Here is a 24,253-nt window from a genome sequence, read left to right on the forward strand (position 1 = left end):
TCCATTCGCACACGGTGCGTCACGATGCACAGGCGTACGAAACCCCATCACCGGAAGGGGTGAGAAGGGGCTTCCGCGTCGCTTCGGAACCGGCGCGTGCCTCAGATTCCGGCGATACGCAGGGCCGCGTCGGCGGTGGCCCCGGCGAAGACCGAGACGGGCCGCTCCGGATCGGAGCGGTGGACGAGGATCACTCCTTCGATGAGCCCGAAGAGCAGATCCGTCCGCAGCTCGAGGTCACTCTTGGCGAGCGCGCCGCCCGCCTCCGTCGCGGCGAGCAACTGCCGGTAGGCGTCCTTGAGTTCGGCCCGTACGGCATGGAAGCCGGCGAATCGCTCCGAGCGGACCTCGGGCAGGAGGTAGAGACCGCCGAGGTTGTACGAGCCCTCGCAGAGCAGCTCGACGTCCGTGCGGCACAGCTCCCACAGCCTGCCCTCGGCGGAGGCGGTGTCCTCGGCGAGGAGCTGCCGCGCGAAGGCCAGCGAGGGCGTGACGGTGGACTCCAGCAGCGCGGCGAGGAGCTCCTCCTTGCCGGACACGTAGTGGTACATGGACGCCTGCCGCATCCCCGCCCGCTCGGCGACGGCCCGGGTGGTCGTCGCGGCGTACCCCCGCGTGGTGAAGAGCTCCGCGGCGGCGGCCAGCAGTTCGTCACGCGGCGAAAGGCCGCTGTCGGCGCGCTGCTCGGCGCGCGGCCTGCCCACCCTGCGCACACTGGAACCCATGCTTTCGATCCTCGCACACCGCCTCACCAGGCCGTCCGGGTGAGGGATCGGTAACCGGCCCGCAACGCGCGGGCAACGGCGGCGACCCTCCCGGCTCCTAATTTCTGTCGAGCGACAGAAATGCACGGCCAGCACCTCTTCGAAGACATCACACGACTGCCGAGCCGGAGGTCCCTCGATGGCGACAGCGACCACTCACGGAGCCCGCGCGCACGCCCGCGCCCAGCAGGGTGCCCGCGCCGATGCCATGCCCTTCGTGCCGGCGAGCAGCTGGCCCACGCCTCCCTGCGAGGCGGGCCACCTGGTGTGGGCGGAGACGGTGGCGGGCGGCAACTACACGCACCGGGTGCTGGCCCGCGGCACGGAGCTGCGGCTGACGGACCTGGGCGGCGACGCCTGCGCCCATCTGCTCCTCTTCGTCGCCGACCGCCCCTGGGAGCGCCTGAACGTGGCCGACACCGTCAAGGTCCAGTGGAACGCCTACCTCGGCGAGGGCCGGCTGCTCCTCTCCGACCAGGGCCGCGTCCTCGCCTCGGTGATCGCGGACACCTCCGGGCGGCACGACGCGCTGTGCGGCACCTCGGCTCTCGCATGGAACACGCGACGGTACGGGGACGGGACGCCGCAGTCGGGCTCGCCCGCGGGCCGTGAGCTCTTCAAGCTGGCGGCCGCCAAGAACGGACTGGCGCCGCGCGATCTTCCGCCGTCGCTCTCCTTCTTCCAGGGGGTCGAGGTGCGCGACGACGGCTCCGTGGACTTCACCGGTTCGGCCGGTCCGGGGGCGAGCGTGACGCTGCGCGCCGAACAGGACGTCACCGTGCTGCTGGCCAACGTGCCGCACCCGGCCGACCCGCGCGACGCCTACACGAGCACGCCGCTGGAGGTACTGGCCTGGCGCGGCGAGGCCACCCGGTCCGGCGATCCGCTGTGGGAAGCCACGCCCGAGGGCCACCGCGCCTTCCTCAACACCACCGAGTTCCTTGCCGCGAGGGGGATCGCATGAGCGAGCAGACCGTCCTGAGCGCCACCGTCGCGGCCCGGGCCGCCTGGTCGGCCGTCGTCCCCGCCGGCGCCACGCTCACCGTCACGGACCTGCACGGCAACCAGGCCGTCGACTTCCTCGTGTACGACGCCGGGGACACGGCCGTGCGCTACAGCGCGCCCGACACGATCCAGGCCCAGGGCAACATCTTCCTGACCACGGGCAGTGTGCTCATGTCGAACGAACACACGCCCCTGATGACGGTCGTCGCGGACGACGTCGGCCGCCACGACACGGTCGGCGGCGCCTGCTCCAAGGAGTCGAACTCGCTGCGGTACGGCCACCACACCTGGTCCCAGCACGCCTGCGTGGACAACTTCCTCGCGGAGGGCGCCCGTTACGGCCTCGGCAAGCGCGACCTGGTCTCCAACATCAACTGGTACATGAACGTGCCGGTCGAGAAGGACGGCACGCTGGGCATCGTCGACGGCATCTCGGCACCGGGCCTCTCGCTCACCCTGCGCGCCGAGCGCGACGTGCTCGTGCTGGTCTCCAACTGCCCCCAGATCAACAACCCCTGCAACGGCTTCGAGCCGACCGCGGTCGAGATGACGATCGGGGCTCCCGCATGAGCGCCGGGGAAGCTGCAGGCGCCGGGGCAGGGGCCTTCGACACGCTCCTCGTCGCCAACCGGGGCGAGATAGCGGTCCGGATCATCCGTACGGCACGGGAACTGGGCCTGCGCACGGTCGCCGTGTACTCCGACCCGGACCGTTCGGCACCGCATGTACGCCTCGCCGACGAGGCCGTACGGCTGGGTCCCGCACCTGCCAAGGAGTCGTATCTCGACGCGGACCGCGTCCTCGCGGCGGCCAAGGACACGGGCGCGGGCGCCATCCACCCCGGTTACGGCTTCCTCTCCGAGGACGCGGAGTTCGCGCGGCGCTGCGAGGAGGCGGGAATCGTCTTCGTGGGGCCGACGCCGGAGCAGCTGGACCTGTTCGGCGCCAAGCACACCGCCCGGGCGGCGGCGGAGTCGGCCGGGGTGCCACTGGCCCCGGGGACGGGCCTGCTCGCGGATGTCGACGAGGCCCTGCGGCAGGCCGCCGCCGTCGGCTACCCCGTGATGCTCAAGGCGACCGGCGGCGGGGGTGGCATCGGCATGTCCGCGTGCCACTCGGCGGACGACCTCCGTGACGCCTGGGAGCGCGTGCAGCGCGTCGCCGCGGCCTCCTTCTCCTCGGCCGGAGTCTTCCTGGAGCGGCTCGTCGAGCACGCCCGCCATGTGGAGGTGCAGGTCTTCGGCGACGGCGAGGGCCGGGTCGTCACCTTCGGCGACCGCGACTGCTCACTCCAGCGCCGCAACCAGAAGGTCGTCGAGGAGGCCCCGGCGCCCGGCCTGCCCGACCGGGTGCGGCAACAACTCACCGCTTCCGCGCGGGACCTGTGCGCGAGCGTCGGCTACCGCTCCGCCGGCACCGTCGAGTTCGTGTACGACGCGGCCCGCGAGGAAGCGTACTTCCTGGAGGTCAACACCCGGCTCCAGGTGGAGCATCCGGTCACCGAGGAGATCTACGGGGTCGACCTCGTCGCGTGGATGCTGCGGCTGGCCCGCGGCGACTCGGGCGTCGTACGCGACCCCGGCGCGCCACGCGGTCATGCCGTGGAGGCGCGGCTGTACGCCGAGGACCCCTCCCGTGAACACCGGCCCAGCGCGGGCCTGTTGACGCGGGTCGAGTTCCCGCCGGGCGTTCGCGTGGACGGCTGGGCCGAGACCGGCACCGAGGTCTCCACCTCGTACGACCCGATGCTCGCGAAGGTCGTCGCGCACGGCGCCGACCGGGCGCAGGCCCTCGCGCGGCTGGACGAGGCGCTGGCCGGCACGAGGGTCGACGGCATCGAGACGAACCTCGGTCTGGTGCGGGCGGCGCTGTCGGACCCGGACTTCCGGGTGGCCGCGCACTCCACGGACACCCTCGCCTCGGTGAGCGATCCGACGCCGAGGATCGAGGTCGTGTCGGGCGGAACGCTGACGACGGTCCAGGACTGGCCGGGGCGGACCGGCCACTGGCAGGTGGGCGTGCCGCCGAGCGGACCGATGGACGACCTCTCGTTCCGGCTGGGGAACCGTGCGCTCGGCAACGACGAGGGGGCGCCCGGGCTCGAATGCACTTTGCGGGGACCGGCGTTGAGGTTCACCCACCGGGCGACGGTGTGCGTCACGGGCGCTCCCGCTCCGGTGACGGTCGACGGCGCGGCCGTCGGACAGTGGGAGCCGGTGACCGTACCCGCGGGCGGTGTGCTGGAGGTGGGCGCCCCGTCGGAACACGGTTTGCGCACATACGTGCTCTTCTCCGGCGGCGGACTGGACGTGCCGTCCTTCATGGGGAGCGCCTCGACGTTCACCCTGGGGCGGTTCGGCGGCCACGGCGGGCGGACACTGCGGACGGGGGACGTGCTGCACGGGGGCGCCGCGGCCGCCGCGGTGCCGTCGCCCGGTGAGCCGGTCGCGGATCCACTCCCCGTGCCGGTGGCCGAGCGGCCGGTATTCGGTGCGCAGTGGCGCCTCGGCGCGCTCGAAGGACCGCATGCCGCACCGGAGTTCTTCACCGAGGAGGACATCCGCGACTTCTACGCGGCCGAGTGGAAGGTCCACTTCAACTCGGCACGCACGGGCGTACGGCTGGTCGGCCCGAAGCCCCGCTGGGCGCGCACCGACGGCGGTGAGGCGGGCCTGCACCCCTCCAACATCCACGACACCCCCTACTCGGTCGGCGCGGTCGACTACACCGGTGACATGCCGGTGCTGCTCGGCCCGGACGGCCCCTCGCTCGGCGGTTTCGTCTGCCCGGCGACCGTCGCGAAGGGGCAGCGGTGGAAGCTCGGGCAGCTGCGGCCCGGGGACACCGTGCGGTTCGTGCCGGTGACAGTGCCCGAGGCCGGGCGGCTGCGGCGCACACCGGCCGCCGCGCCGGTGGCGGACCGTGCGGAGATCGCCGACGGGGGCGTACTGGCCCGGGACGCCGACGTGACGTACCGGCGAAGCGGTGACGACAACCTGCTCGTCGAGTTCGGGCCCATGCAGCTCGACCTGGCCCTGCGGATGCGGGTGCACGCGCTGATGGAGGCGGTGTCGGCCGCCGGGCTGCCCGGCATCGCGGACATCACCCCCGGCATCCGCTCGCTGCAGATCCAGACGGACCCGGACCGGCTGCCGCAGCCCGAACTCCTGTCCTCGGTACGGGACATCGTGTCCTCCCTGCCCCCCGCCGACCAGCTCGTCGTCCCCTCCCGCACCGTCCATCTCCCGCTCTCCTGGGACGATCCGGCCACACGCGAGGCGATCGCCCGCTACATGGCCGGGGTGCGCGACGACGCGCCGTGGTGCCCGTGGAACATCGAGTTCATCCGCCGCGTGAACGGCCTCGACTCGGTCGAGGACGTGTACCGCACGGTCTTCGACGCCGAGTACCTGGTCCTGGGCCTGGGCGACGTGTACCTGGGGGCGCCGGTGGCGACGCCCCTCGATCCCCGCCACCGTCTCGTCACGACGAAGTACAACCCGGCCCGCACCTGGACGGCCGAGAACTCGGTGGGCATCGGCGGGGCCTACCTCTGCGTCTACGGCATGGAGGGACCCGGCGGCTACCAGTTCGTCGGCCGTACGACACAGGTGTGGTCGGGATGGCAGCAGCGGGGGGCGTTCGAGCAGGGCTCTCCCTGGCTGCTGCGCTTCTTCGACCGGATCAGGTGGTATCCGGTGGAAGCCGACGAACTGCTGGACCTGCGCGCGGACATCGTCTCGGGCCGTTTCGTCCCGCGGATCGAGGAGGGCACCTTCTCGCTCGCCGCGTACGAGTCCTTCCTCTCCGAGCACGCGGGCGGGATCGCGGAGTTCCGCAGCCGGCAGGGCGCGGCCTTCTCCGCGGAGCGTGACGCCTGGGAGGCGGCGGGCGAGTTCACCCGCGCGGAGATGACGTCGGCCCCGGCCCCGGCCCCCGTGGAGGTGACGGTTCCACCGGGCGCCCGCCTGGTGGAGGCCGAGTTCGCCGCGTCCGTCTGGCAACTGAACGTCGAGCCGGGCGACACGGTCACCACCGGTCAGCCCCTGCTGGCCCTGGAGGCCATGAAGATGGAGTCCCGGGTCCCCTCCCCCATGGACGGCGTGGTCCTGGAACTCCTCACCAGACCGGGCGCCCAGGTGGAGGCGGGGACCGCGTTGGCGGTAGTGGGGCCACCGCCGCCCTGAACCCTCGTGCCGGGCGCCTGCCTGCGGGCAAGGCGCCCCGCCCACCCGTCCCGTCTGTCGGCAGGCGTTCCGCAGGGCGAGGAGGGGCACCTCCCGTTCGAGCGAAGCCGAGAAGGGGGAGGGTGGGCACGGACGGCCCACCGGCCAACAGCCGACGACGAAACCCCAGTAAGGAGCACAGATGTCGCCCCAGACCCAGCCCCAGGCAGTGGCCCGTGTCCGCGCGGCCTACGCCCGTATCGAGGCCACGGCCCGCCCCGAGGTCTGGATCGACCTGCGCCCCCAGGCCGAGGTCGAGGAGGAGGCCCGAGCCGTCGACACCCGCCTCGCCGCAGGCGAACACCTCCCCCTCGCGGGCAGGCTCTTCGCCGCGAAGGGCAACATCGACGTGGCAGGCCTCCCCACCACGGCAGGCTGCCCGGCCTACGCCTACCGCCCGGACACGGACGCCCCGGTGGTCGCCCGCCTCCGCGCGGCAGGCGCGATCGCCCTCGGCACCACCAACCTGGACCAGTTCGCCACGGGCCTGGTCGGCACCCGCTCCCCGCACGGCCCGGTCCGCAACGCCGTCGACCCCGACAGGGTCAGCGGCGGCTCCAGCTCGGGGAGCGCCGTCGCGGTGGCCCTCGGCATCGTGGACCTGGCGCTCGGCACGGACACCGCGGGCAGCGGCCGCGTCCCCGCGGCTTTCAACGGGATCGTCGGCCTCAAACCCACCCGGGGTCTCGTCCCCACGGACGGCGTGGTCCCGGCCTGCGCCTCCGTCGACTGCGTGACGGTCTTCGCCCGCACCCTCCCGGAGGCGGAGCAGGCCCTGGCACACATGGCCTCACCCCCCGCCCGCGGCCTTCCGGCACTCCCCGGGCGCGTCCCGGGCCCCTGGCGCATCGCGGTCCCACCCCTGGAACAGCTCGGCGAACTCGACGCGGGGTGGTCGCAGGCGTACGAGGCCGCCGCCGCCCGACTGCGATCGGCGGGAGCCGAGGTGCGCACCATCGACCTCACCCCGTTCACCGAGGCCGCGGCGATGCTCTACGAGGGCGCCTTCGTGGCCGAGCGCTACACCGCCGTCGGGGCCTTTGTCGACAAGCTGCTCGCCGAAGGCGGCGCCGGCCTCGACCCGACGGTCGCCGGCATCATCACCCGGGCCCGTGACATCCCGGCGCACCGGCTCTTCGCCGACCAGGACCGCCTGGCGGCCCTGCGCGCCCGCGCCCTGACGGAACTCGGCGACGCGGACGCCCTGCTCCTGCCGACAACCCCCGGCCATCCCACGCTCGCCGAGGTCGCCGCCGACCCTCTCGGGGCCAACGCCCGTCTGGGCCGCTTCACCAACTCCACCAACCTCTTCGATTTGGCTGCCGTCGCCGTACCGGCGGGCCAGGTGGCAGGGCTCCCCTTCGGTGTGATGCTGGTCGGCCCGGCCTTCACCGACGAACGCCTCGCCCGCATCGCCCGCGCCCTCGAAGTGCCCACGGCCCGGATCGCCGTGGTCGGCGCACACCTGTCGGGCCAGCCTCTCAACGGTCAACTACTGTCGCTCGGCGCCCAGTTGGAACGTACGACCCGGACAGCCGCCGTCTACCGGCTGTACGCCCTGTCCACCGAACCGCCCAAGCCGGGACTCGTCCACGTGGGTGCGGGCGGCGCCGCGATCGAGGCCGAGGTGTGGCGAGTGCCCGCCGAAGGGCTCGGCCGGCTGCTCACCGCGCTGCCCCGCCCGATGGCGCTGGGCCGGGTGGCACTGGCCGACGGCGGTGACGTGCCGGGATTCCTGTGCGAGCCGGGCGCGCTCGACGGCGCCCGGGACATCACCGCGTACGAGGGCTGGCGCGCCTACCTGGAGTCGCTCGCCGACTGACGGCCAGGGGCGGGCCGAGCGCGAGGAGCGGGTGAGGCCGGGAGATCGCCGACAGGGCCGAGGCGACGCGCATCCGGCCCGGTCGCCCGGGCACGAGCCGCCGTGCCGTGCGATCGGACCCGGCGCACCGACTCACCGGGTCCGCCACGGCACGTCACCCCACCGACGAGTAGGCCACCACTCCGCGCAGCAACTGGTCGACGGCCTTGCGGGCGTTCTTCGCGACCGTCGAGCTCGGCGCCCCGGAGATCGGCGCGGCCGCCGAGATCTGCCCCAGTACGTCGATGACCTGCTTGCACCAGCGCACGAAGTCGCCCGCGGGCATCTCGGCCTCGCGCAGCACCTCGTCGAGGCCCTTGCCCGACGCCCACTCGTGCGCCGCCCAGGCGAAGCCCAGGTCGGGCTCGCGCTGGCCGACCCCCTCGGTCTGCGTGATGCGGAAGTCCTCCTCCAGGGCGTCGAGCCGGCCCCAGATGCGGACCATCTCGCCCAGCGCGGCCTTCGCCCTGCCGGACGGCAGCTTGGGTGCCATCGCGTCGTCGCCGACCCGGGACTCGTACACCAACGCCGAGACGCACGCGGCCAGTTCCGCCGGTCCGAGGCCCTCCCACACGCCTTCGCGCAGGCACTCGCTGGAGAGCAGGTCCATCTCGCCGTACAACCGGGCCAGCCGCTTGCCGTGCTCGGTGACGTCGTCGCCGCGCAGGTAGTCCAGCTCGGTCAGCAGCGCGACGATGCGGTCGAAGGTGCGGGCGATGGTGTTCGTCCGGCCCTCGATGCGGTTCTCCAACTGCGCGGTGTCGCGCCGCAGCCGGTGGTAGCGCTCGGCCCAGCGGGCGTGGTCCTCACGGTCGCTGCATCCGTGGCAGGGGTGCGCCCTGATGGCGGTCCGCAGCCGGGCGATCTCGCGGTCGTCGGCTGCCTCCGCCCGCTTCCTGCGGTGCCGGTCGGGCACGATGTGCCCGGCCTTGGTGCGCAGCGCGGAGGCCAGGTCGCGGCGCGACTGCGGTGAGCGCGCGTTGAACGACTTCGGGATGCGCATCCGCTCCAGGGCCTCGACGGGCACCGGGAAGTCGATGGACGCGAGCCGCTTGACCTGCCGCTCGGCGGTGAGCACGAGCGGCCGGGGGCCGTCGTGGTGCTCGAAGCCCCGATGGCCGTTGGACCGCCCGGCGGGCAGCCCCGGGTCGAGGACCAGGGCGAGCCCCGCGAACTTACCGGTCGGCACGTGGATGATGTCGCCCGGCTTGAGCTTCTCCAGCGCGACGGCGGCCTCGGCCCTCCGCTGGGAGGCGCCCTGCTTGGCCAGCTCGGTTTCGCGGTCCTTGAGCTCGCGACGCAGCCGCGCGTACTCCTCGAAGTCCCCCAGGTGGCAGGTCATGGACTCCTTGTAGCCTTCGAGCCCCTCCTCGTTGCGCTGCACCTGGCGGGAGATGCCGACGACGGACTTGTCGGCCTGGAACTGCGCGAAGGACGTTTCGAGCAGCTCGCGCGAGCGGTGCCGGCCGAACTGCTCGACGAGGTTGACCGCCATGTTGTACGACGGCTTGAAGCTGGAGCGCAGCGGATACGTGCGCGTGCCGGCGAGTCCCGCGAGGTGGTCGGGGTCGATCCCGCGCTGCCACAACACCACGGCGTGGCCCTCGACATCGATGCCGCGGCGGCCGGCCCGGCCCGTGAGCTGGGTGTACTCACCGGGTGTGATGTCGGCGTGCTGTTCGCCGTTCCACTTGACGAGTTTCTCCAGCACCACCGAGCGGGCGGGCATGTTGATACCGAGCGCGAGGGTCTCGGTGGCGAACACGGCTTTCACGAGGCCGCGTACGAAGAGTTCCTCGACGACTTCCTTGAACGTCGGCAGCATGCCCGCGTGGTGGGCCGCGATGCCGCGCTCCAGGCCTTCCAGCCACTCGTAGTACCCGAGGACGTGGAGGTCCTCGTTCGGGATGGAGGCCGTGCGCTCCTCGACGAGGGCGCGGACCCTTTCCCGTGCCTCTTCGTCGTTCAGCCGCAGTCCTGCGTACAGGCACTGCTGGACGGCGGCCTCGCAGGCGGCGCGGCTGAAGATGAACGTGATGGCGGGCAGCAGCCCCTCGGCGTCGAGCCGCTCGATGACCTCGGGCCGGCCCGGCGTCCATACCCGGGACCGCTGGCGCCGCTCGCGCTCCCGGTCGGCGTCGCGCATGGCGCGGCCCCGCCTGCGGTCCTGGTACGACGGGCGGCTCGCCTCCATGCGCGCCAGGCGCGAGAGGTCGGGGTTGACGGCCTTCCGGTGGCCTTCGCCCTCCTCGAAGAGGTCGTACATGCGGCGTCCGGCGAGCACGTGCTGGAACAGCGGTACCGGCCGGTGCTCGGAGACGATCACCTCGGTGTCCCCGCGGACGGTGTCGAGCCAGTCCCCGAACTCCTCCGCGTTGGACACGGTCGCCGACAGCGACACCAGCGTGACCGACTCGGGGAGGTGGATGATCACTTCCTCCCACACGGCGCCCCGGAAGCGGTCGGAGAGGTAGTGCACCTCGTCCATCACCACGTACCCGAGGCCGAGGAGGGTCTGCGAGCCCGCGTACAGCATGTTGCGCAGCACCTCGGTGGTCATGACGACCACCGGGGCTTCGGAGTTGACACTGTTGTCGCCGGTGAGGAGACCGACCTTGTCCGCGCCGTAACGGCGGGAGAGGTCCGCGTACTTCTGGTTCGACAGGGCCTTGATGGGTGTCGTGTAGAAGCACTTCTTGCCCTGCTGGAGGGCGAGGTGGACGGCGAACTCGCCGACGATCGTCTTGCCCGAACCGGTGGGCGCGGCCACCAGGACGCCCTTGCCCCCTTCAAGAGCTCGGCAGGCCTCGATCTGGAAGGGGTCGAGGCCGAAGTCGTACATCTCGCGGAAGCCGGCGAGCGCGGTGGCCTGCTCGACAGCGCGCTTCCGTGCTGCCGCGTACCGCTCGGCCGGTGAGAGGTCCTCTGTCATCGTGCTTTCGAGACTACCGGCCACCACTGACAACAGGACGATCATTATCCGATCGGAGCCTGTGGATCCGGGTCCGCCCTGTTCCGGGGCGCGCGGCCGGGGCGTGAAAGGCGAGGCGCGGAGGGCGGCTCAGGGGCCTGCCACGCGCACCGCCCCGGATACGCATTCCGCGGTCAGCGGCAGCGGACCGAGCGGCTCCCCGTCGGCGTATCCCGTGATCCCCTCCGCGGCCAGCTCGACCCTCGCGGCCCGGTGCACGGTGACCTTGGGATGACCGACGTGCGTGCCCCTGTAGACCCGGGGGAAGACGCGGAGCAGTGTCGTGCGGCTGCACGCGGCGACCACGGTGACGTCGAACAGCCCGTCCGTGAGGTCCGCGCCCGGGCAGATCCGCATGCCTCCCCCGTAACCGGGCCCGTTCCCGACGGCCACCAGCGTCGCCTCGACCTCCCGGACCTCGCCGTCGTCCAGGGTGACGCGGTACGGGATGGGCCTGAGGGCGGCGAGTTCGGCGAGCATCGCGAGGTCGTACGTGAAACGTCCGGTGGGCCATCGCATGCGGTTGCCACGGTCGTTGACCCTCGAGTCGAAGCCGGAGGCGAGGACCGTCCCGAACCAGGTGCCCGCCACCCGTCCGAGGTCGATGTCCCGCAGCCGGGCTTCCTTGAGCGCCTCGGCGACCACGCGTCCGGCGGCGGCCGGATCGCGCACGGGCAGCCCCAGGGCGCGCGCGAAGTCGTTCCCGGTGCCGACGGCGACGAGGCCCAGCGGCGTACTCGTCCCTGCGACGGCCTGGAGAGCGAGGTTCGCCATGCCGTCGCCGCCGACGGCCACGAGGGCGCCGGTGCCGGACTCCACGGCGTCGCGCGCGCGGGCGAGGGCGTCCTCGGCGTTCTCCCCGAGGACCGTGCGTACGGAGAAGCCCGCGGCCCGCAGGGCTGAGGCGGCCGGCTGCGCCGCGCGGGCGCCCCGGCCGCGTCCCGCGGCGGGGTTGACGAAGAGGGTGATCTCGCTGGTCACGGCCCGGACCCTACAAGGTCGTCGGGCGACGTCAGGTCACGTCGTCGTAACCGTTGACCCGGTCCCGCTCCCGACCGGAGTCCGACTGCGCGGGCAGCGCGCGGGTGGCCGACACGGACTCGATCTCGCCGATGTCGTCGGGGGTGAGGTCGAGCTCCGAGGCCTCGTCGTCGTCCGGCCCCTCGGCTTCGCGACGGGCCCTGCGGCGGTCGTTGAGCAGCGAGAAGGCGGTGGCCGCGAAGTACAGGATCCAGATGGGTCCGGCGAGCGCCAGCATCGTCAGGGGGTCGGTGCTGGGCGTGGCGACGGCCGCGAACACGGTGATGCCCATGATCATGCCGCGCCACCAGCCGGCCATGCGCCTGCCGGTGATCACTCCGCTCATGTTGAGCATCGCCAGGAGCAGCGGCAGCTCGAAGGAGAGACCGAAGACGACGACCATGCGGGTCACGAGGTCGAGCAGGTCGTCCAGTGGCAGCAGGTTGTCGACACCGAACGGCGTGAACTCGATCAGGACCTTCGCGGTGGTGGGCAGCACCTTGTAGGCGAAGAAGGCGCCACCGAGGAAGAGCGGGACGCCCGACGCGACGAACGCGTAGGCGTACTTCTTCTCGCTCTTGTGCAGACCGGGCGCGACGAAGGCCCAGAGCTGGTAGAGCCAGATCGGCGAGGCCAGCACGATGCCGGCCATCAGCGAGACCTTCAGGGCCAGCGTGAACGGTGTGAGCAGGCCGTTGATCGTGATCTGCGCACAGGGGTCGTCGGACGACGACTTCGCCAGCTGCTGGAAGGTCTTGTCGCAGCCGACCTCTTTGAGGATCGGCTCCGTGAAGAAGTTGATGATGTCGTTGTAGAAGAACGCGGCGACGACCGTGACGAGGACGATGGCCAGCATCGCCTTCGCGAGCCGGTTGCGGAGCTCACGAAGGTGCTCCGCGAGGGGCATCCGCCCCTCCGGATCCTTCTCTTCCTTCTTGCGGGCGGACTTCAGCAACCCACGTTCCCATCTCGTGCGGCGGGCCGGAGGTCACCGGCCCTGCGTCAGCGCTTGGTCGTGTCCGTCGGCTCGCTGACCGGGCGCGAGCTGGTCACGTCGCCGGGCGCGGCCTGGATGGTGCGCTGGGGCTGCTGGTCGTCGTGCGGCGGGGCGGCCGCGGTGGCGCTGTCGTCCTTGCCCTCGGACTTCATCGCCTTGGCCTCGCTCTTGAGGATGCGGGCGGACTTGCCCAGCGAGCGGGCCATGTCCGGAAGCTTCTTCGCGCCGAACAGCAGGATGATGACGACGAGGATGAGAATGATCTCGGGAGCGCCGAGCCTTCCGAACATAAGCTTTTACCTTCTCACCGAGGCGGCGTGGTGGGTTGCTGCCCGACCGGTCGGACGTCTGTCCGAGGATCGTGCTGACAGCGATCGTAACGCTCAGGGGTAAACGCGGGGCAATCCCTGTGCGTACTCCCGGTTCGCGGTCCGCGCCTCGCTCTCCGGGCCGCGACCAGCAGCGTACCTGCCGATCCTGCGAAGTTGACAGGTCGGAGTGACCCAAAGCGCGGGGGCGGGAGGGCTCAGAGGGCGTCCGCGGCGCGGGCCGCGCCTGCCGAGGCGTGCTCCAGGTCCTCGGCCGCGCGGTTGATCCGACGTGCGGATTCGCCGACCTGCCTGCCCAGACGCTCCGCTTCCAGGAAGACACGGACGGCGAGCACAGCGAGGACGGCGATTCCCAGGAAACCCACAGCGATCGCGAACATCGGCCAGAACATGGGGTCGACCCTAAGCCCCTCGGACCGTGGCGTGCAGGCGCAGGGCCCGCACCCCTCCGCCGGTGAGGAGTTCGACGATGCGCTCCCCGGCGGGCTTGCGGACCGCCGCGCCGCACTCCGGGCAGGTGAAGGAGTAGAAGGTGGTCCGATGTGTGGCGCCGATGACCAGGCGCAGGGCGCTCGCGGAGAGTTCGAAACCGACCCGGCAGTCGGGGCACGCGGCCTTGAAGACCACGGGATCCACTCTCGTCATCCCCGAAAATGCGGATGCTACGGACATTTCGCTCGTACCAGACATCGCCGACCCGCTCAAAGCCCTTGCTCCTGCCTGCCGTACAGCCCGTCATGAACTCCGTGCGGCCCGCCGTCCGGGCGCTGCGCTCCCACGCCGCCGGGCGGACCCCCCGGACCGCCGCCGTGCGGCGCACCGGGGCGATCCTGCGGCCGGTCCCCGTCGTCGTACGTGCCCTGCGGACCGTCGTAGGCGGCGAGAGCCTCCCGGGCTGCCCGGCGGGCGCTGTCCGCGACCTCCGGCGGCGAGACGATCCGGCCGTCACCCCCGAGCCGCAGGGCGAGGCGGCGCAGCGACGCGGGTTCGGGGGTGCGCAGGGTGATCCGCAGCCCGCCGTCCGGCAGCTCCTCGGCGCTGTCGTGGGGGTAGTACTCGGCGACCCAGCGCCCGCCGGGACCGACCTCCACGACGACCTCCGGGTCCTCGGCCGCGGGCTGCACCAGCCCTTCCGAGAGGTCCCGCAGCTCGATCTCGGGCGGCGCGGACGGCTCGTCGAGGATCTTGATCTCGGCGACCCGGTCGAGCCGGAAGGTGCGCCGGGCCTCCGAGCGGCGGCACCAGGCCTCCACATAGGTGTGCCCCACGCTGACCAGGCGGATCGGGTCGATCTCACGCTCGGACAGCTCGTCCCGCGAGGGTGAGTAGTAGCGGATCCACAGCCTGCGCCGCTCGGAGATCGCCCGGTCTACGTCCGCGAAGACCCCGCCCTCCGCCTCGAAGGTGACCGAGAGCCGGGAGCTGGCGCCGGCCGCCTCGCCCGAGGCGGCCTCCACCTTCGCGGTGGCCCGCAAAAGCGCCTGCCGGTCCCCCTCGCGCAGACCCGGCAGGGTCGAGACGGCCCGCGCGGCCACCAGCAGCGCGGTCGCCTCGTCGGCGGCGATCCGCAGCGGCTCCGCGACGTCGTCCGGGTTGTGCCACCAGATCCGGTCGCCGTCGGTGTCGATGTCGAGCAGGTCGCCGCCCCGGAAGCTGGTCCCGCACAGCGGCAGCACGTCGAGGTCGGAGATCAGCTCGTCCTCGGTGATCCCGAAGGCCCGGGCCACGTCCTCCACCCGCGCGCCGGGGCGCTCGCGCAGATACGTCACCAGGGAGAGCATCCGCCGGGTCTGGTCGATCGCGTTCGTGGGCCTGGCCGGTTTTCCTACCACTTTCCTACGTCCCCCTCAGCCCTTGGCCACTGCGCGCAGCCGGTCCACGACGTCGGCCCGCAGCTCGGCGGGCTCCAGGACCACCACGTCCGGCCCGAACTCCACGAGCCAGGCGTCCAGGCCGTGCCCGTACGGAATCTCCAACTCGTCCCAGCCGTCGCCGAGTTCCCGAACGGAGGCAGCCTTGGCGCGCAGCGGGTAGCCCGAGCCCGTCCGCAGCCGGATCAGCGCCGTGCGGTCGGTGATGTCCCCCGCCCAGCCCGCGACGGTCTCCCGCACGGTCACGACGTCGGGCACCTCGGCCGTGTACGTGCCACTGCGGGTACGGACCTTGCCCGTGATCCGGGACAGCCGGAAGACACGCTCGGCTCCCCGGTCGCGGTCCCAGCCGGCCAGGTACCAGTGACCGCGCCAGCACTCGAGCGCCCAGGGCTCGACGTTGCGGGGTCCGGGGCGGGCCGCGCTCGCCTTGCGGTAGTCGAAAGTGACGGGGCGCCGGTCGCGGCAGGCGAGCATCAGCGGCTCGAAGGCGGCCTCGTGCACGGGGATGCGCGGCTCCAGCGCGCCGTGCGGCTCGTACGGGTCGACGCCCTCCGGCAGACCCGCGGCGCGCAGCTTCTGCAGGGCGCCGCTCGCCGCGCCCGCGAGGCGGGCCTGCTGCCACACCTTGGCGGCGAGACCGAGGGCGGCGGCCTCCTCGGCGTCGAGCGTGATGGGCGGCAGACGGTTGCTGTCGCGGCGGGCCAGGTACCCGATCTCGCCGTCGAGGTTCTCCACCGTCTCGATGACCAGGCCGAGTTCGCGCAGATCGTCCTTGTCCCGCTCGAACATCCGGTTGAAGGAGTCGTCCGAACTGGCTTCCAGATAGGCCTCGATGGACTCACGGAGCTCACGTTTGCTGAGCGGTCGCCGCGTCCCGAGCAGACACAGCGCCAGGTTCATCAGCCGCTCCGCCTTGGCAATGGCCATCGACGCCCTTCCTATGGTGCTTCCGACCGATGACCGTACCGCCCCGGGGTGTCGCGGCAAAAGCCGAGGGCCCATGCCCGGACAGGCATGGGCCCCAAGTGATCGAATCCCGTCGGATCGTGATCACGCGGCGTACGACGACCGGACCGTGATCCGGACTTCATGATGATCGGACCGCGGAGTCCCCGCGGCCGGTTCTCGCGGAGAACTCAGACCCCGACCAGGTCACAGACGAAGATCAGCGTCTCACCGGGACCGATACGGCCACCGGCACCGCGGTCGCCGTACGCGAGGTGCGCCGGGATGATCAGCTGGCGGCGGCCGCCGACCTTCATACCCTGCACGCCCTGGTCCCAGCCCGCGATGACCTGGCCGACGCCCAGCTGGAAGTTGAGCGGCGTACCGCGGTTCCAGGACGCGTCGAACTCCTCACCCGTGGAGAAGGCCACACCGACGTAGTGGACGGAGACGGTGTCGCCCGCCTTGGCCACCGGGCCGTCGCCCTCCCAGATGTCCTTGATCTCGAGGTCCGCCGGGGGCTCGCCGCCCGGGAAGTCGATCTCGGGCTTCTCGATGCTCACGTTTCTGGCTCCTGCTTGTTTGCGGCATGTTTGCGGCGCCTTCGTACAACAAGGCAACGCGGACAGTCTTGCATCCCCGGAGCGGTTACATCTTCGCCAGGATGTCGACGGTGAAGACGAGTACCGAGTCCTTCTTGATGCCGCTGCCCTGCGGCGGGCTGTCGCCGTAGCCGAGGGCCGGCGGAACCACGATCAGGACGCGGCTGCCGACCTTCTTGCCGGTCAGACCCTGCGCCCAACCCTTGACGACCTGCTGCAACGAGAACGAGGTGAGCTGTCCGCGGCTGTACGTGGAGTCGAACTCCTTGCCGTCGGCCCACAGCACGCCCTTGTACTGGACCAGGACGGTGTCGCTCGCGCCGACCTCGTCCCCGTCGCCCTCCAGGACGTAGTTCGCGACGAGCTTCTTCGGCGCGGTCTTCTTCGGTACGTCGATGGACGGGGCCTTGCCGTCGGTGTTGGTGCCGACCTTCGGCAGGTCGATGTTGTCCTGTGCGACGGCCGTCCCCTTGGCGGAGCTCTTGCCGTTGAAGACCTTCTGGATGTCGACGACGAAGACCAGCGTGTCGGTGCCCTTGATGCCCGCCTGCTCGTTGCCCGACGTGCCGTAGCCCCAGGTCGGCGGCACTGCCATCTCGACGCGGCTGCCGGCCTTCTTGCCCGTGAGGGCATAGCGCCAGCCGTCGATAATCTGCCCCTGGGCCAGCTGGATGAGCAGCGGCGTCTTGCGGTCGTAGGAGTTGTCGAAGACCTTCGCCGAGGACCAGATCTGGCCGAGGTAGTGGGCCTGGATGTAGTCGTTCTCCGCGACCGTCTGGCCGGTGCCCACGATGACCGTCTCGACCGCGAGGTCCTTCGAGGGGTCCTTGGTGCCCTTGGCGACGGTGGGCTTCTGACCGAACTTCTCTCCGGCGGTGATACCCGGCAGCGGCCCGTCGACGATCTTCGGCGGGGGTGCCGCCGAGCCTGACGGCGAGGCCGAGGGGGACGGACTGTCGCTGGACTGTGCCTTGTCCGACTTGTCGTCGTCACCGCATCCGGCGAGAGTGACCAGTCCAGCGGGGACGGCGATAAGAAGTGAGCGTCGGCGCACGGTGGGGGCCTCGTATCGGTCGATCTTGGTTGATGGCGTGCGCGCAACTCTACGACGTGAGAAGGGCGCCGTACGGAAAACGTACGGCGCCCAGCGTTGCGTTCCGGAATCCCTCGCTCGTGAGTTCACTCGAGCGGGAGGTGCCCTGTCCGGACACAAGGTGACTCACATTCCGGCGATCAGCTTCTCCACCCGGTCGTCGACGGAACGGAACGGGTCCTTGCACAACACGGTGCGCTGTGCCTGGTCGTTGAGCTTCAGATGGACCCAGTCGACGGTGAAATCTCTGCGCTGTTCCTGCGCGCGGCGGATGAAGTCGCCGCGCAACCGGGCCCGAGTGGTCTGCGGCGGCACCGACTTGCCCTCGAAGATCTTCAAGTCGTTGCAGATCCGGGCGGCTTGGCCCCGCTTCTCCAGCAGGTAGTACAGACCCCGGCGACGGTGGATGTCGTGGTAGGCGAGGTCTATCTGCGCGACGCGCGGGTTCGACATCGTCATGTTGTGCTTGGCGCGGTACCGCTCGATGAGCTGGTACTTCATCACCCAGTCGATCTCGGTGCCGATCCGGTCGAGGTCCTCCGACTCGATCGAGTCCAGCGTGCGGCCCCACAGCTCCAGGACCTGGTCGACCACTCCGGTACGGATACCGCGGCGCTCGACGAAGTCCACGGCCTTCTCGTAGTACTCGCGCTGCACCTCCAGCGCGGAGGCCTCCCGGCCGCTGGCCAGACGCACCTTGCGGCGGCCCGTGATGTCGTGGCTGACCTCGCGGATCGCCCGGATCGGGTTCTCCAGGGTCAGGTCGCGCATCACCGTGCCCGCCTCGATCATGCGCAGCACGAGGTCGGTGGCACCGACCTTGAGGAGCATGGTCGTCTCGGACATGTTCGAGTCGCCGACGATGACGTGGAGCCTGCGGTAGCGCTCGGCGTCCGCGTGCGGTTCGTCCCGGGTGTTGATGATCGGCCGGGAGCGGGTCGTCGCCGAGGAGACGCCCTCCCAGATGTGCTCGGCCCGCTGGCTGACGCAGTACACCGCGCCTCGCGGGGTCTGCAGCACCTTGCCGGCACCGCAGAGGAGCTGCCTCGTGACGAGGAACGGAATGAGAATGTCCGCGAGCCGGGAGAACTCCCCGTGACGGGCCACCAGATAGTTCTCGTGGCAGCCGTAGGAGTTGCCCGCCGAGTCGGTGTTGTTCTTGAAGAGGTAGACGTCGCCCGCGATTCCTTCCTCGTGCAGGCGTCGTTCGGCGTCTACCAGGAGTCCTTCCAGAATGCGTTCGCCGGCCTTGTCGTGGGTGACGAGTTCCGTCACGTTGTCACATTCGGGAGTGGCGTATTCCGGATGTGATCCCACGTCGAGATAGAGGCGGGCACCGTTTCGCAGAAAGACGTTGCTGCTGCGGCCCCATGACACGACACGGCGGAAGAGGTACCGCGCCACCTCGTCGGGAGACAGGCGCCGCTGTCCCCTGAACGTACACGTGACGCCGTACTCGTTCTCCAGCCCGAAAATGCGGCGGTCCATGACTGAACATTACGCCTGATGGCCTGTGCTGAAACGGGGTTCGGCAGCACCGTTTCGATCATTTTCCGAACTTCCCTCAACCACCGCACCGCCGCCCGTAGCTGCGAGGACCCGCCCCGTGGCCAGCAGAACGAGCAGCGCGGCACCCCCCGCGGCGCCCGGAACGGCGAAGCCCCACACCGCTCCGCCCCACTCCACGACCGGCCCCGCGAGGCCCGTTCCGACCGACGCTCCCACGGTGAACGTCGTCACCAGCCAGGAGAACGCCTCGGTGACCGTGCCCCTCGGCGCGTGCCGGTCCACGATGATGAACGCGCACGCGATGCACGGAGCCAGGAAGACACCCGCGAGAGCGACCAGCGCGGTCATCGCGACCACGTCGGGCATGAGCATCAGCGGCAGGTAACACACCGCCAGCAGGGCGACCAGCACCCGCAGTCGCCGCTCCGGCGCGCCGGACCACTGCCGTGCCCCGTAGACCGTGCCGCCCACCAGCGCGCCGAGCCCGATCGCGGCCATCAGCCAGCCGTACGTCACGTCACCGCCGTGGTCGTCCGCGTACGACACACCCGCGACCGTGATGGAGCCGAGCGCCATACCGACAAAAAGAAACGCGCCGAGCAGGGCGATGAGTCCGGGCGCACGCAGCGCGCCCAGCCAGTGCGCCTCGCGGGGCGCCGAACGCCACGCGCGCGAGGGCCGTGAGACGACCACAGTGAGGGCGCCCAGCACACCGATGACGTTGAGGACGACCAGCGCGGCCTGGGCGGACCACAGGGACACGCACAGGGTCACCAGCAACGGCCCGACGGTGAACATGACCTCCTGGGCCACGGCGTCCATCGCGTACGCCGTGTGCACCTGGCCCTCCTTGTGGAGGACGACGGGCCACAGCGCCCGCAGACCGCCCTCCAGCGGCGGCGTGAAGAGTCCGGCGACCGCCACGAGGGCGTACGCGAGCGGGAGCGACTGCGTGCCGGTGAAGGCGAACACCGACATGCCCAGGGCGGACACGAGCGCGGCGGGCAGCTGGATCCGTGGCTGCCCGTAGAGGTCCACGAGACGGCCGAGCACCGGCTGCCCCACGGCGGTGGCCACGCCGTAGACCGCGGCGAGCGCCCCGGCGAGGCTGTAGGTGCCGCCTTCGGCACGGATGAACAGGACGACGGCGATGGCACCGGCCGCGCTCGGCAGCCGTCCCACCAGGGTGCCCACGAGCAGCCGTGCGGCATGCCTCGTCCTCAGGATCTCCAGGTATCCCGCGGCCATGTCCTGCCCCTCTCGGCTCCACGATGCCCGTGAATTCCCGTCCGCGGTGTCCCGAGCGTCGGAAGTTGTACGTATAACCTCGTTCGTCATACGTACCATGTGCGCTGTCCGCGAGTCCAGCAGAAAGACAGGTCGACGGTGGCAGCAGGCAGCTCCCGCCCCACGAGCCGAGACGTCGCCCAGGCCGCGGGGGTGTCCCAGGCGGCCGTCTCCCTGGTGCTCGGCGACAAGTGGCGCGGACGGGTCTCCGAGCGGACGGCGGAACGCGTACGGGAAGCCGCGCGCGCACTCGGTTACCGGCCCAACCTGGCCGCCCGCAACCTCCGCCTGGGCAGCACCCGAACCGTCCTCCTGGTGGTGCCCGCCCTGACGACGGAGTTCTTCGCAGGTGTGTACACCGGCGCGGCCCGGGTGGCCGCCGAGCACGGATTCGGCGTGGTGCTCTACCCCTCCCCCGAGGGGATCGGTCCGGCCCGGGACCCGTTCGCCTCCGCGCAGGCCGCCCTGGACGGCGTCATCGCCTCCTCCATGGCCGCCGACGCCCTCACCGCGATCCGCGGTGACCAGCTGCCCCTGGTCATGCTCGACAGCGACCCGGCCGGCAGTACGGGCGCCGCCACCGTCAACCTCGACATCCGCGACGGCGTCCGGCAGGTCGCGGAACACCTGCTGGCCCTGGGCCACCGCCGCTTCCTGCACCTCGCCGCGGACATCGCGTCCTGGACCTTCGATGTTCGCGCCCGCGAACTCGCCGAGCGCGTGGCCGCGGTCCCGGGCACGGACCTGCGCACGGCCGCCGCCCCGATCTCCATCGACGGCGCCCTGGCCGCCGCGGAAGCCGCCCTCTCCGCACCCGGCCCCCGCCCCACGGCTCTCGTCTGCGACGACGACAAGCTGGCCGCCGGCGCCTACAAGGCGGCCCGCAGACTGGGCCTGCGCATCCCCGAGGACCTCTCCGTCACCGGCCTCGACGACCTGGCGCTCGCCACCGCCCTCGACCCCGAACTGACCACGGTCCGCCTGGACGCCGAACTCTTCGGCGAACGCGGCATGCGGGCCCTCCTGGCGGTCCTGGACGCCCGCGACCCCGCGGAGGGCGACATCCCCGTGGAACTGGTGGTCCGAGGCTCCACGGCCCCACCGGGCGCCCCGTAGGACCCACGGAGCCGCAGGAGCGCCCCGCGCCACGACCTGCACGGGACCAACTCGGCCGTCCACCCCCCTGCAGGAGGCGGGGCGAGCCGCGCGACCAGCCCTCACACGGCCGGCGGACAGCCCTCGGCCCGCTGTCACCGGGCCCCGGAACCCCGTGTGCCCCGGCCTTGAGAAGGCCGGGGCACACCGAGGTCGACTACGTCGAGGAGGTCACTCCTCGCCTTCGGGGTCCTCGGCCTCCGCCGCGGTGGACGCCCCGCCCTCCTCCAGCAACCGGCCGAGCTGCCGGCCGACGATCCGCTTGAACTTGCGCTGCTGCGGACGCGTCCGGTCCAGCACCGCGACCTCCAGCCGCTCCGCGGGAATCTCCCGCTCACTGCCGTTCGTGTCGCGGGACAGCGCCTGGACGGCCAGCTTGAGCGCCTCGGCGAGCGACATCCCGTCCTGGTGGCGCTGGTCGAGATACGTGCTGATCTGCTCGGCGTTGCCACCGACGGCGACCGAGCCGTGCTCGTCCACGATCGACCCGTCGTGCGGAAGCCGGTAGATCTGGTCGCCGTCAGGGGTCTCCCCCACCTCGGCGACGACCAGCTCCACCTCGTACGGCTTCTCGGCCGCGGACGAGAAGATCGTGCCGAGCGTCTGGGCGTAGACGTTGGCGAGACCACGTGCGGTCACGTCGTCACGGTCGTAGGTGTAACCCCGGAGGTCGGCGTAGCGCACACCGCCGATCCGGAGGTTCTCGTACTCGTTGTACTTGCCGGCGGCGGCGAAGCCGATCCGGTCGTAGATCTCGCTGAACTTGTGCAGCGCTCGGGACGGGTTCTCGCCGACGAACACGATGCCGTCGGCGAACTGCAGCACGACCAGGCTGCGACCACGGGCGATGCCCTTGCGGGCGTACTCCGCCCGGTCGGCCATGGCCTGCTGGGGTGAGACATAGAACGGCGTCGACACCGGCTATCCGTCCCTTTCTGTGGAAGTCACTGGATCACCTTGAAATGCGGGCCGCCGTCAGAGCAGCGCGGCGCGCGGACCGTCGGGCTGCTCCAGGCGCCGCTCCAGGATCGCGCGGGCGATCTCGGAGGACTCCTCGTCGGTGAGGCGGCGGAAGCCGTCCTCGGTGATCACGGTGACGATCGGGTAGATCCGGCGCGCGACATCGGGACCACCGGTCGCCGAGTCGTCGTCGGCCGCGTCGTACAGCGCCTGTACGACGAGCGTCGTGGCCTGCTCTTCGGTCAGGTCCTTGGCGTAGAGCTTCTTCATGGCGCCGCGGGCGAAGATCGAGCCGGAGCCCGTCGCCGCGTAGCCGTTCTCCTCGGAGCGGCCGCCCGTCACGTCGTAGGAGAAGATGCGGCCCTTCTCCCGGTCCACGTCGTACCCCGCGAAGAGCGGGACCACGGCCAGGCCCTGCATGGCCATGCCGAGGTTGGAGCGGATCATGGTGGACAGGCGGTTCGCCTTGCCCTCCAGGGAGAGCGTGTCGCCCTCCACCTTCTCGAAGTGCTCCAGCTCCAGCTGGAACAGCTTCACCATCTCGACGGCCAGACCGGCCGTACCGGCGATACCCACCGCCGAGTACTCGTCGGCCGGGAAGACCTTCTCGATGTCTCGCTGGGCGATCATGTTGCCCATGGTGGCTCGCCGGTCACCGGCGAGCACGACGCCGCCGGCGAAGGTGACGGCCACGATCGTCGTCCCGTGCGGCGCCTCGATGACACCCTTCATGGGGGGCAGCTGCCGGTTGCCCGGAAGGATGTCCGGCTGATGCTCGGTCAGGAAGTCCATGAAGGACGACGACCCGGGCGTCAGGAAGGCAGCTGGTAGACGCCCGGTGCTACGAGTGTTGGCTTCCACGCGTTTCCTTCCAGGTAGTCGGCAGCTCGGTACACAACGTCGGGGTCATCCCTCAACAGGCCGAGGCCGGAATTGCAGTTGAAGCACAGTACGCCACGGACCCTACCCGTCTTGTGGCAGTGATCCACCTGAACAGCCGGGGCCTTTGGACGGATCACGCAGAGCCCCTTTTGAGAGGCGATCATCTCGTCACGTCCGGCTTCGGTGAGTCCGCAGTCGCGCTTTGGACGATCGGCGCGATCTCTGACTGAACGGCACGCTCTGCAACGCGATGCCAACGCACCCGTGGCCGAGGATCTCCGATGCCGCTCCGAGTGCGGCTTACTCTCGCCACACCCTTGACAGTGCTTGGAGCCCTCCGGAACAGCCCCACGAGCGGGCAGCGCCCTGCCCAGCGCCTGCTGCCGCTTCCGGTCGGACCCGGCAGCGCGATCACGGCACCGGTGCTGCAAGCCGTCGAGATTGGTGCGAGGCGCGAAGGCTGCGTCCGGCTTGGTCTCGCCGCACCGAACGCACCACTTCACACCTTCTTCACTTGCCAACCCTCGCCCTTTGGCGCCTTCGGTTCGAAGGTTATTCGCCGCCTTTTTGAACGAAACTCCGAACGAAGTCCTCGGCGTTCTCTTCGAGCACATCATCGATCTCGTCCAGGACCGAGTCGACATCGTCGCTCAGCTTCTCCTGGCGCTCCTTGAGGTCTTCGGATGCCTGCGCCTCGGGCGCCTCCTCGACCTCCTCGGTGTTGCGCGTCGCCTTCTGCTGTCCGCCGCCGGTGTCCTTGGTCGCCATAACCC

22 protein-coding genes are annotated in these 24,253 nt (G+C 70.9%); 5 read left to right on the plus strand and 17 right to left on the minus strand.

The genetic code is table 11. From position 1 onward, the window contains the following. Positions 1–101: 101 nt before the first annotated feature. The gene (locus KUF83_RS13715; RefSeq protein WP_217454937.1) at positions 102–725 is read right to left on the minus strand and encodes a TetR/AcrR family transcriptional regulator; all 624 of its coding nucleotides are present in this window, start codon (positions 723–725) and stop codon (positions 102–104) included. 178 nt (positions 726–903) lie between these two features. Here KUF83_RS13715 and KUF83_RS13720 point away from each other — a divergent pair, with 178 nt between their 5' ends. The 4 genes from KUF83_RS13720 to atzF all read left to right on the plus strand — a co-directional run bounded on the left by KUF83_RS13720 (position 904) and on the right by atzF (position 7,817). Then, positions 904–1,728 (plus strand): urea amidolyase associated protein UAAP1, encoded by an 825-nt coding sequence (locus tag KUF83_RS13720; protein ID WP_217454938.1) that lies wholly within the window; start codon positions 904–906, stop codon positions 1,726–1,728. Then, on the plus strand, positions 1,725–2,339 hold the full coding sequence (locus tag KUF83_RS13725) for an urea amidolyase associated protein UAAP2 (RefSeq protein ID WP_217454939.1): 615 nt from the start codon (positions 1,725–1,727) through the stop codon (positions 2,337–2,339). Before KUF83_RS13720 ends, KUF83_RS13725 begins: the two co-directional genes overlap by 4 nt. After that, positions 2,336–5,956, plus strand: coding sequence for an urea carboxylase (gene uca, locus KUF83_RS13730; RefSeq protein ID WP_217454940.1), 3,621 nt, complete (start codon positions 2,336–2,338; stop codon positions 5,954–5,956). Before KUF83_RS13725 ends, uca begins: the two co-directional genes overlap by 4 nt. A gap of 181 nt (positions 5,957–6,137) precedes the next feature. Further along, positions 6,138–7,817 carry an allophanate hydrolase gene (atzF, locus tag KUF83_RS13735; protein WP_217454941.1) on the plus strand — a complete coding sequence of 560 codons (1,680 nt, stop codon included), beginning with the start codon at positions 6,138–6,140 and terminating at the stop codon, positions 7,815–7,817. A gap of 154 nt (positions 7,818–7,971) precedes the next feature. Here the strand turns inward: atzF and KUF83_RS13740 are convergent, their stop codons facing one another. From KUF83_RS13740 to KUF83_RS13795, 12 genes are all read right to left on the minus strand, one after another. Beyond that, on the minus strand, positions 7,972–10,833 hold the full coding sequence (locus KUF83_RS13740; RefSeq protein ID WP_217454942.1) for an RNA helicase: 2,862 nt from the start codon (positions 10,831–10,833) through the stop codon (positions 7,972–7,974). 84 nt (positions 10,834–10,917) lie between these two features. Then, positions 10,918–11,808, minus strand: coding sequence for a diacylglycerol kinase (locus tag KUF83_RS13745; RefSeq protein WP_217454943.1), 891 nt, complete (start codon positions 11,806–11,808; stop codon positions 10,918–10,920). 31 nt (positions 11,809–11,839) lie between these two features. After that, on the minus strand, positions 11,840–12,802 hold the full coding sequence (gene tatC, locus KUF83_RS13750) for a twin-arginine translocase subunit TatC (protein WP_217454944.1): 963 nt from the start codon (positions 12,800–12,802) through the stop codon (positions 11,840–11,842). A 47-nt stretch (positions 12,803–12,849) separates the two neighbouring features. Next, positions 12,850–13,134, minus strand: coding sequence for a Sec-independent protein translocase subunit TatA (tatA, locus tag KUF83_RS13755; protein ID WP_217454945.1), 285 nt, complete (start codon positions 13,132–13,134; stop codon positions 12,850–12,852). Between the two features lie 236 nt (positions 13,135–13,370). Beyond that, entirely contained in the window at positions 13,371–13,565 is a 195-nt protein-coding gene (locus KUF83_RS13760) for a hypothetical protein (protein WP_217454946.1), read from the minus strand. 10 nt (positions 13,566–13,575) lie between these two features. Further along, positions 13,576–13,863, minus strand: coding sequence for a hypothetical protein (locus KUF83_RS13765; protein ID WP_217454947.1), 288 nt, complete (start codon positions 13,861–13,863; stop codon positions 13,576–13,578). An 11-nt stretch (positions 13,864–13,874) separates the two neighbouring features. Beyond that, a complete protein-coding gene (locus KUF83_RS13770) occupies positions 13,875–15,005 on the minus strand; it encodes a YafY family protein (protein ID WP_217454948.1) in 1,131 nt (376 codons plus the stop codon). 15 nt (positions 15,006–15,020) lie between these two features. Beyond that, positions 15,021–15,974, minus strand: coding sequence for a YafY family protein (locus KUF83_RS13775; RefSeq protein ID WP_217454949.1), 954 nt, complete (start codon positions 15,972–15,974; stop codon positions 15,021–15,023). A gap of 209 nt (positions 15,975–16,183) precedes the next feature. Continuing rightward, positions 16,184–16,555 carry an FKBP-type peptidyl-prolyl cis-trans isomerase gene (locus KUF83_RS13780; protein ID WP_217454950.1) on the minus strand — a complete coding sequence of 124 codons (372 nt, stop codon included), beginning with the start codon at positions 16,553–16,555 and terminating at the stop codon, positions 16,184–16,186. 85 nt (positions 16,556–16,640) lie between these two features. Further along, a complete protein-coding gene (locus tag KUF83_RS13785; protein ID WP_217454951.1) occupies positions 16,641–17,648 on the minus strand; it encodes an FKBP-type peptidyl-prolyl cis-trans isomerase in 1,008 nt (335 codons plus the stop codon). 165 nt (positions 17,649–17,813) lie between these two features. After that, on the minus strand, positions 17,814–19,175 hold the full coding sequence (pafA, locus tag KUF83_RS13790; RefSeq protein ID WP_217454952.1) for a Pup--protein ligase: 1,362 nt from the start codon (positions 19,173–19,175) through the stop codon (positions 17,814–17,816). Positions 19,176–19,184: 9 nt separating this feature from the next. After that, positions 19,185–20,444, minus strand: coding sequence for an MFS transporter (locus tag KUF83_RS13795; RefSeq protein ID WP_217454953.1), 1,260 nt, complete (start codon positions 20,442–20,444; stop codon positions 19,185–19,187). Between the two features lie 138 nt (positions 20,445–20,582). Between KUF83_RS13795 and KUF83_RS13800 the strand changes: the two genes are divergently transcribed. Next, positions 20,583–21,599: a LacI family DNA-binding transcriptional regulator gene (locus tag KUF83_RS13800; RefSeq protein WP_217454954.1), complete on the plus strand. Its 1,017-nt coding sequence runs from the start codon at positions 20,583–20,585 to the stop codon at positions 21,597–21,599. A 210-nt stretch (positions 21,600–21,809) separates the two neighbouring features. Here KUF83_RS13800 and prcA read toward each other — a convergent pair whose 3' ends face one another. The 4 genes from prcA to KUF83_RS13820 are packed head-to-tail and all read right to left on the minus strand — an operon-like array spanning position 21,810 to position 24,248. After that, a complete protein-coding gene (prcA, locus tag KUF83_RS13805) occupies positions 21,810–22,556 on the minus strand; it encodes a proteasome subunit alpha (RefSeq protein WP_217454955.1) in 747 nt (248 codons plus the stop codon). 57 nt (positions 22,557–22,613) lie between these two features. After that, positions 22,614–23,459 carry a proteasome subunit beta gene (gene prcB / locus KUF83_RS13810; protein ID WP_217454956.1) on the minus strand — a complete coding sequence of 282 codons (846 nt, stop codon included), beginning with the start codon at positions 23,457–23,459 and terminating at the stop codon, positions 22,614–22,616. Further along, entirely contained in the window at positions 23,411–24,124 is a 714-nt protein-coding gene (locus KUF83_RS42605; RefSeq protein WP_308402993.1) for an endonuclease VII domain-containing protein, read from the minus strand. The genes prcB and KUF83_RS42605 overlap by 49 nt, the downstream gene beginning before the upstream one ends. Then, positions 24,033–24,248, minus strand: a complete 216-nt coding sequence (locus tag KUF83_RS13820) for a ubiquitin-like protein Pup (RefSeq protein ID WP_030932625.1) — start codon at positions 24,246–24,248, stop codon at positions 24,033–24,035. The genes KUF83_RS42605 and KUF83_RS13820 overlap by 92 nt, the downstream gene beginning before the upstream one ends. Positions 24,249–24,253: the final 5 nt, after the last annotated feature.

This window comes from Streptomyces sp. BV286 (assembly GCF_019090165.1).
Classification (GTDB): Bacteria; Actinomycetota; Actinomycetes; order Streptomycetales; family Streptomycetaceae; genus Streptomyces.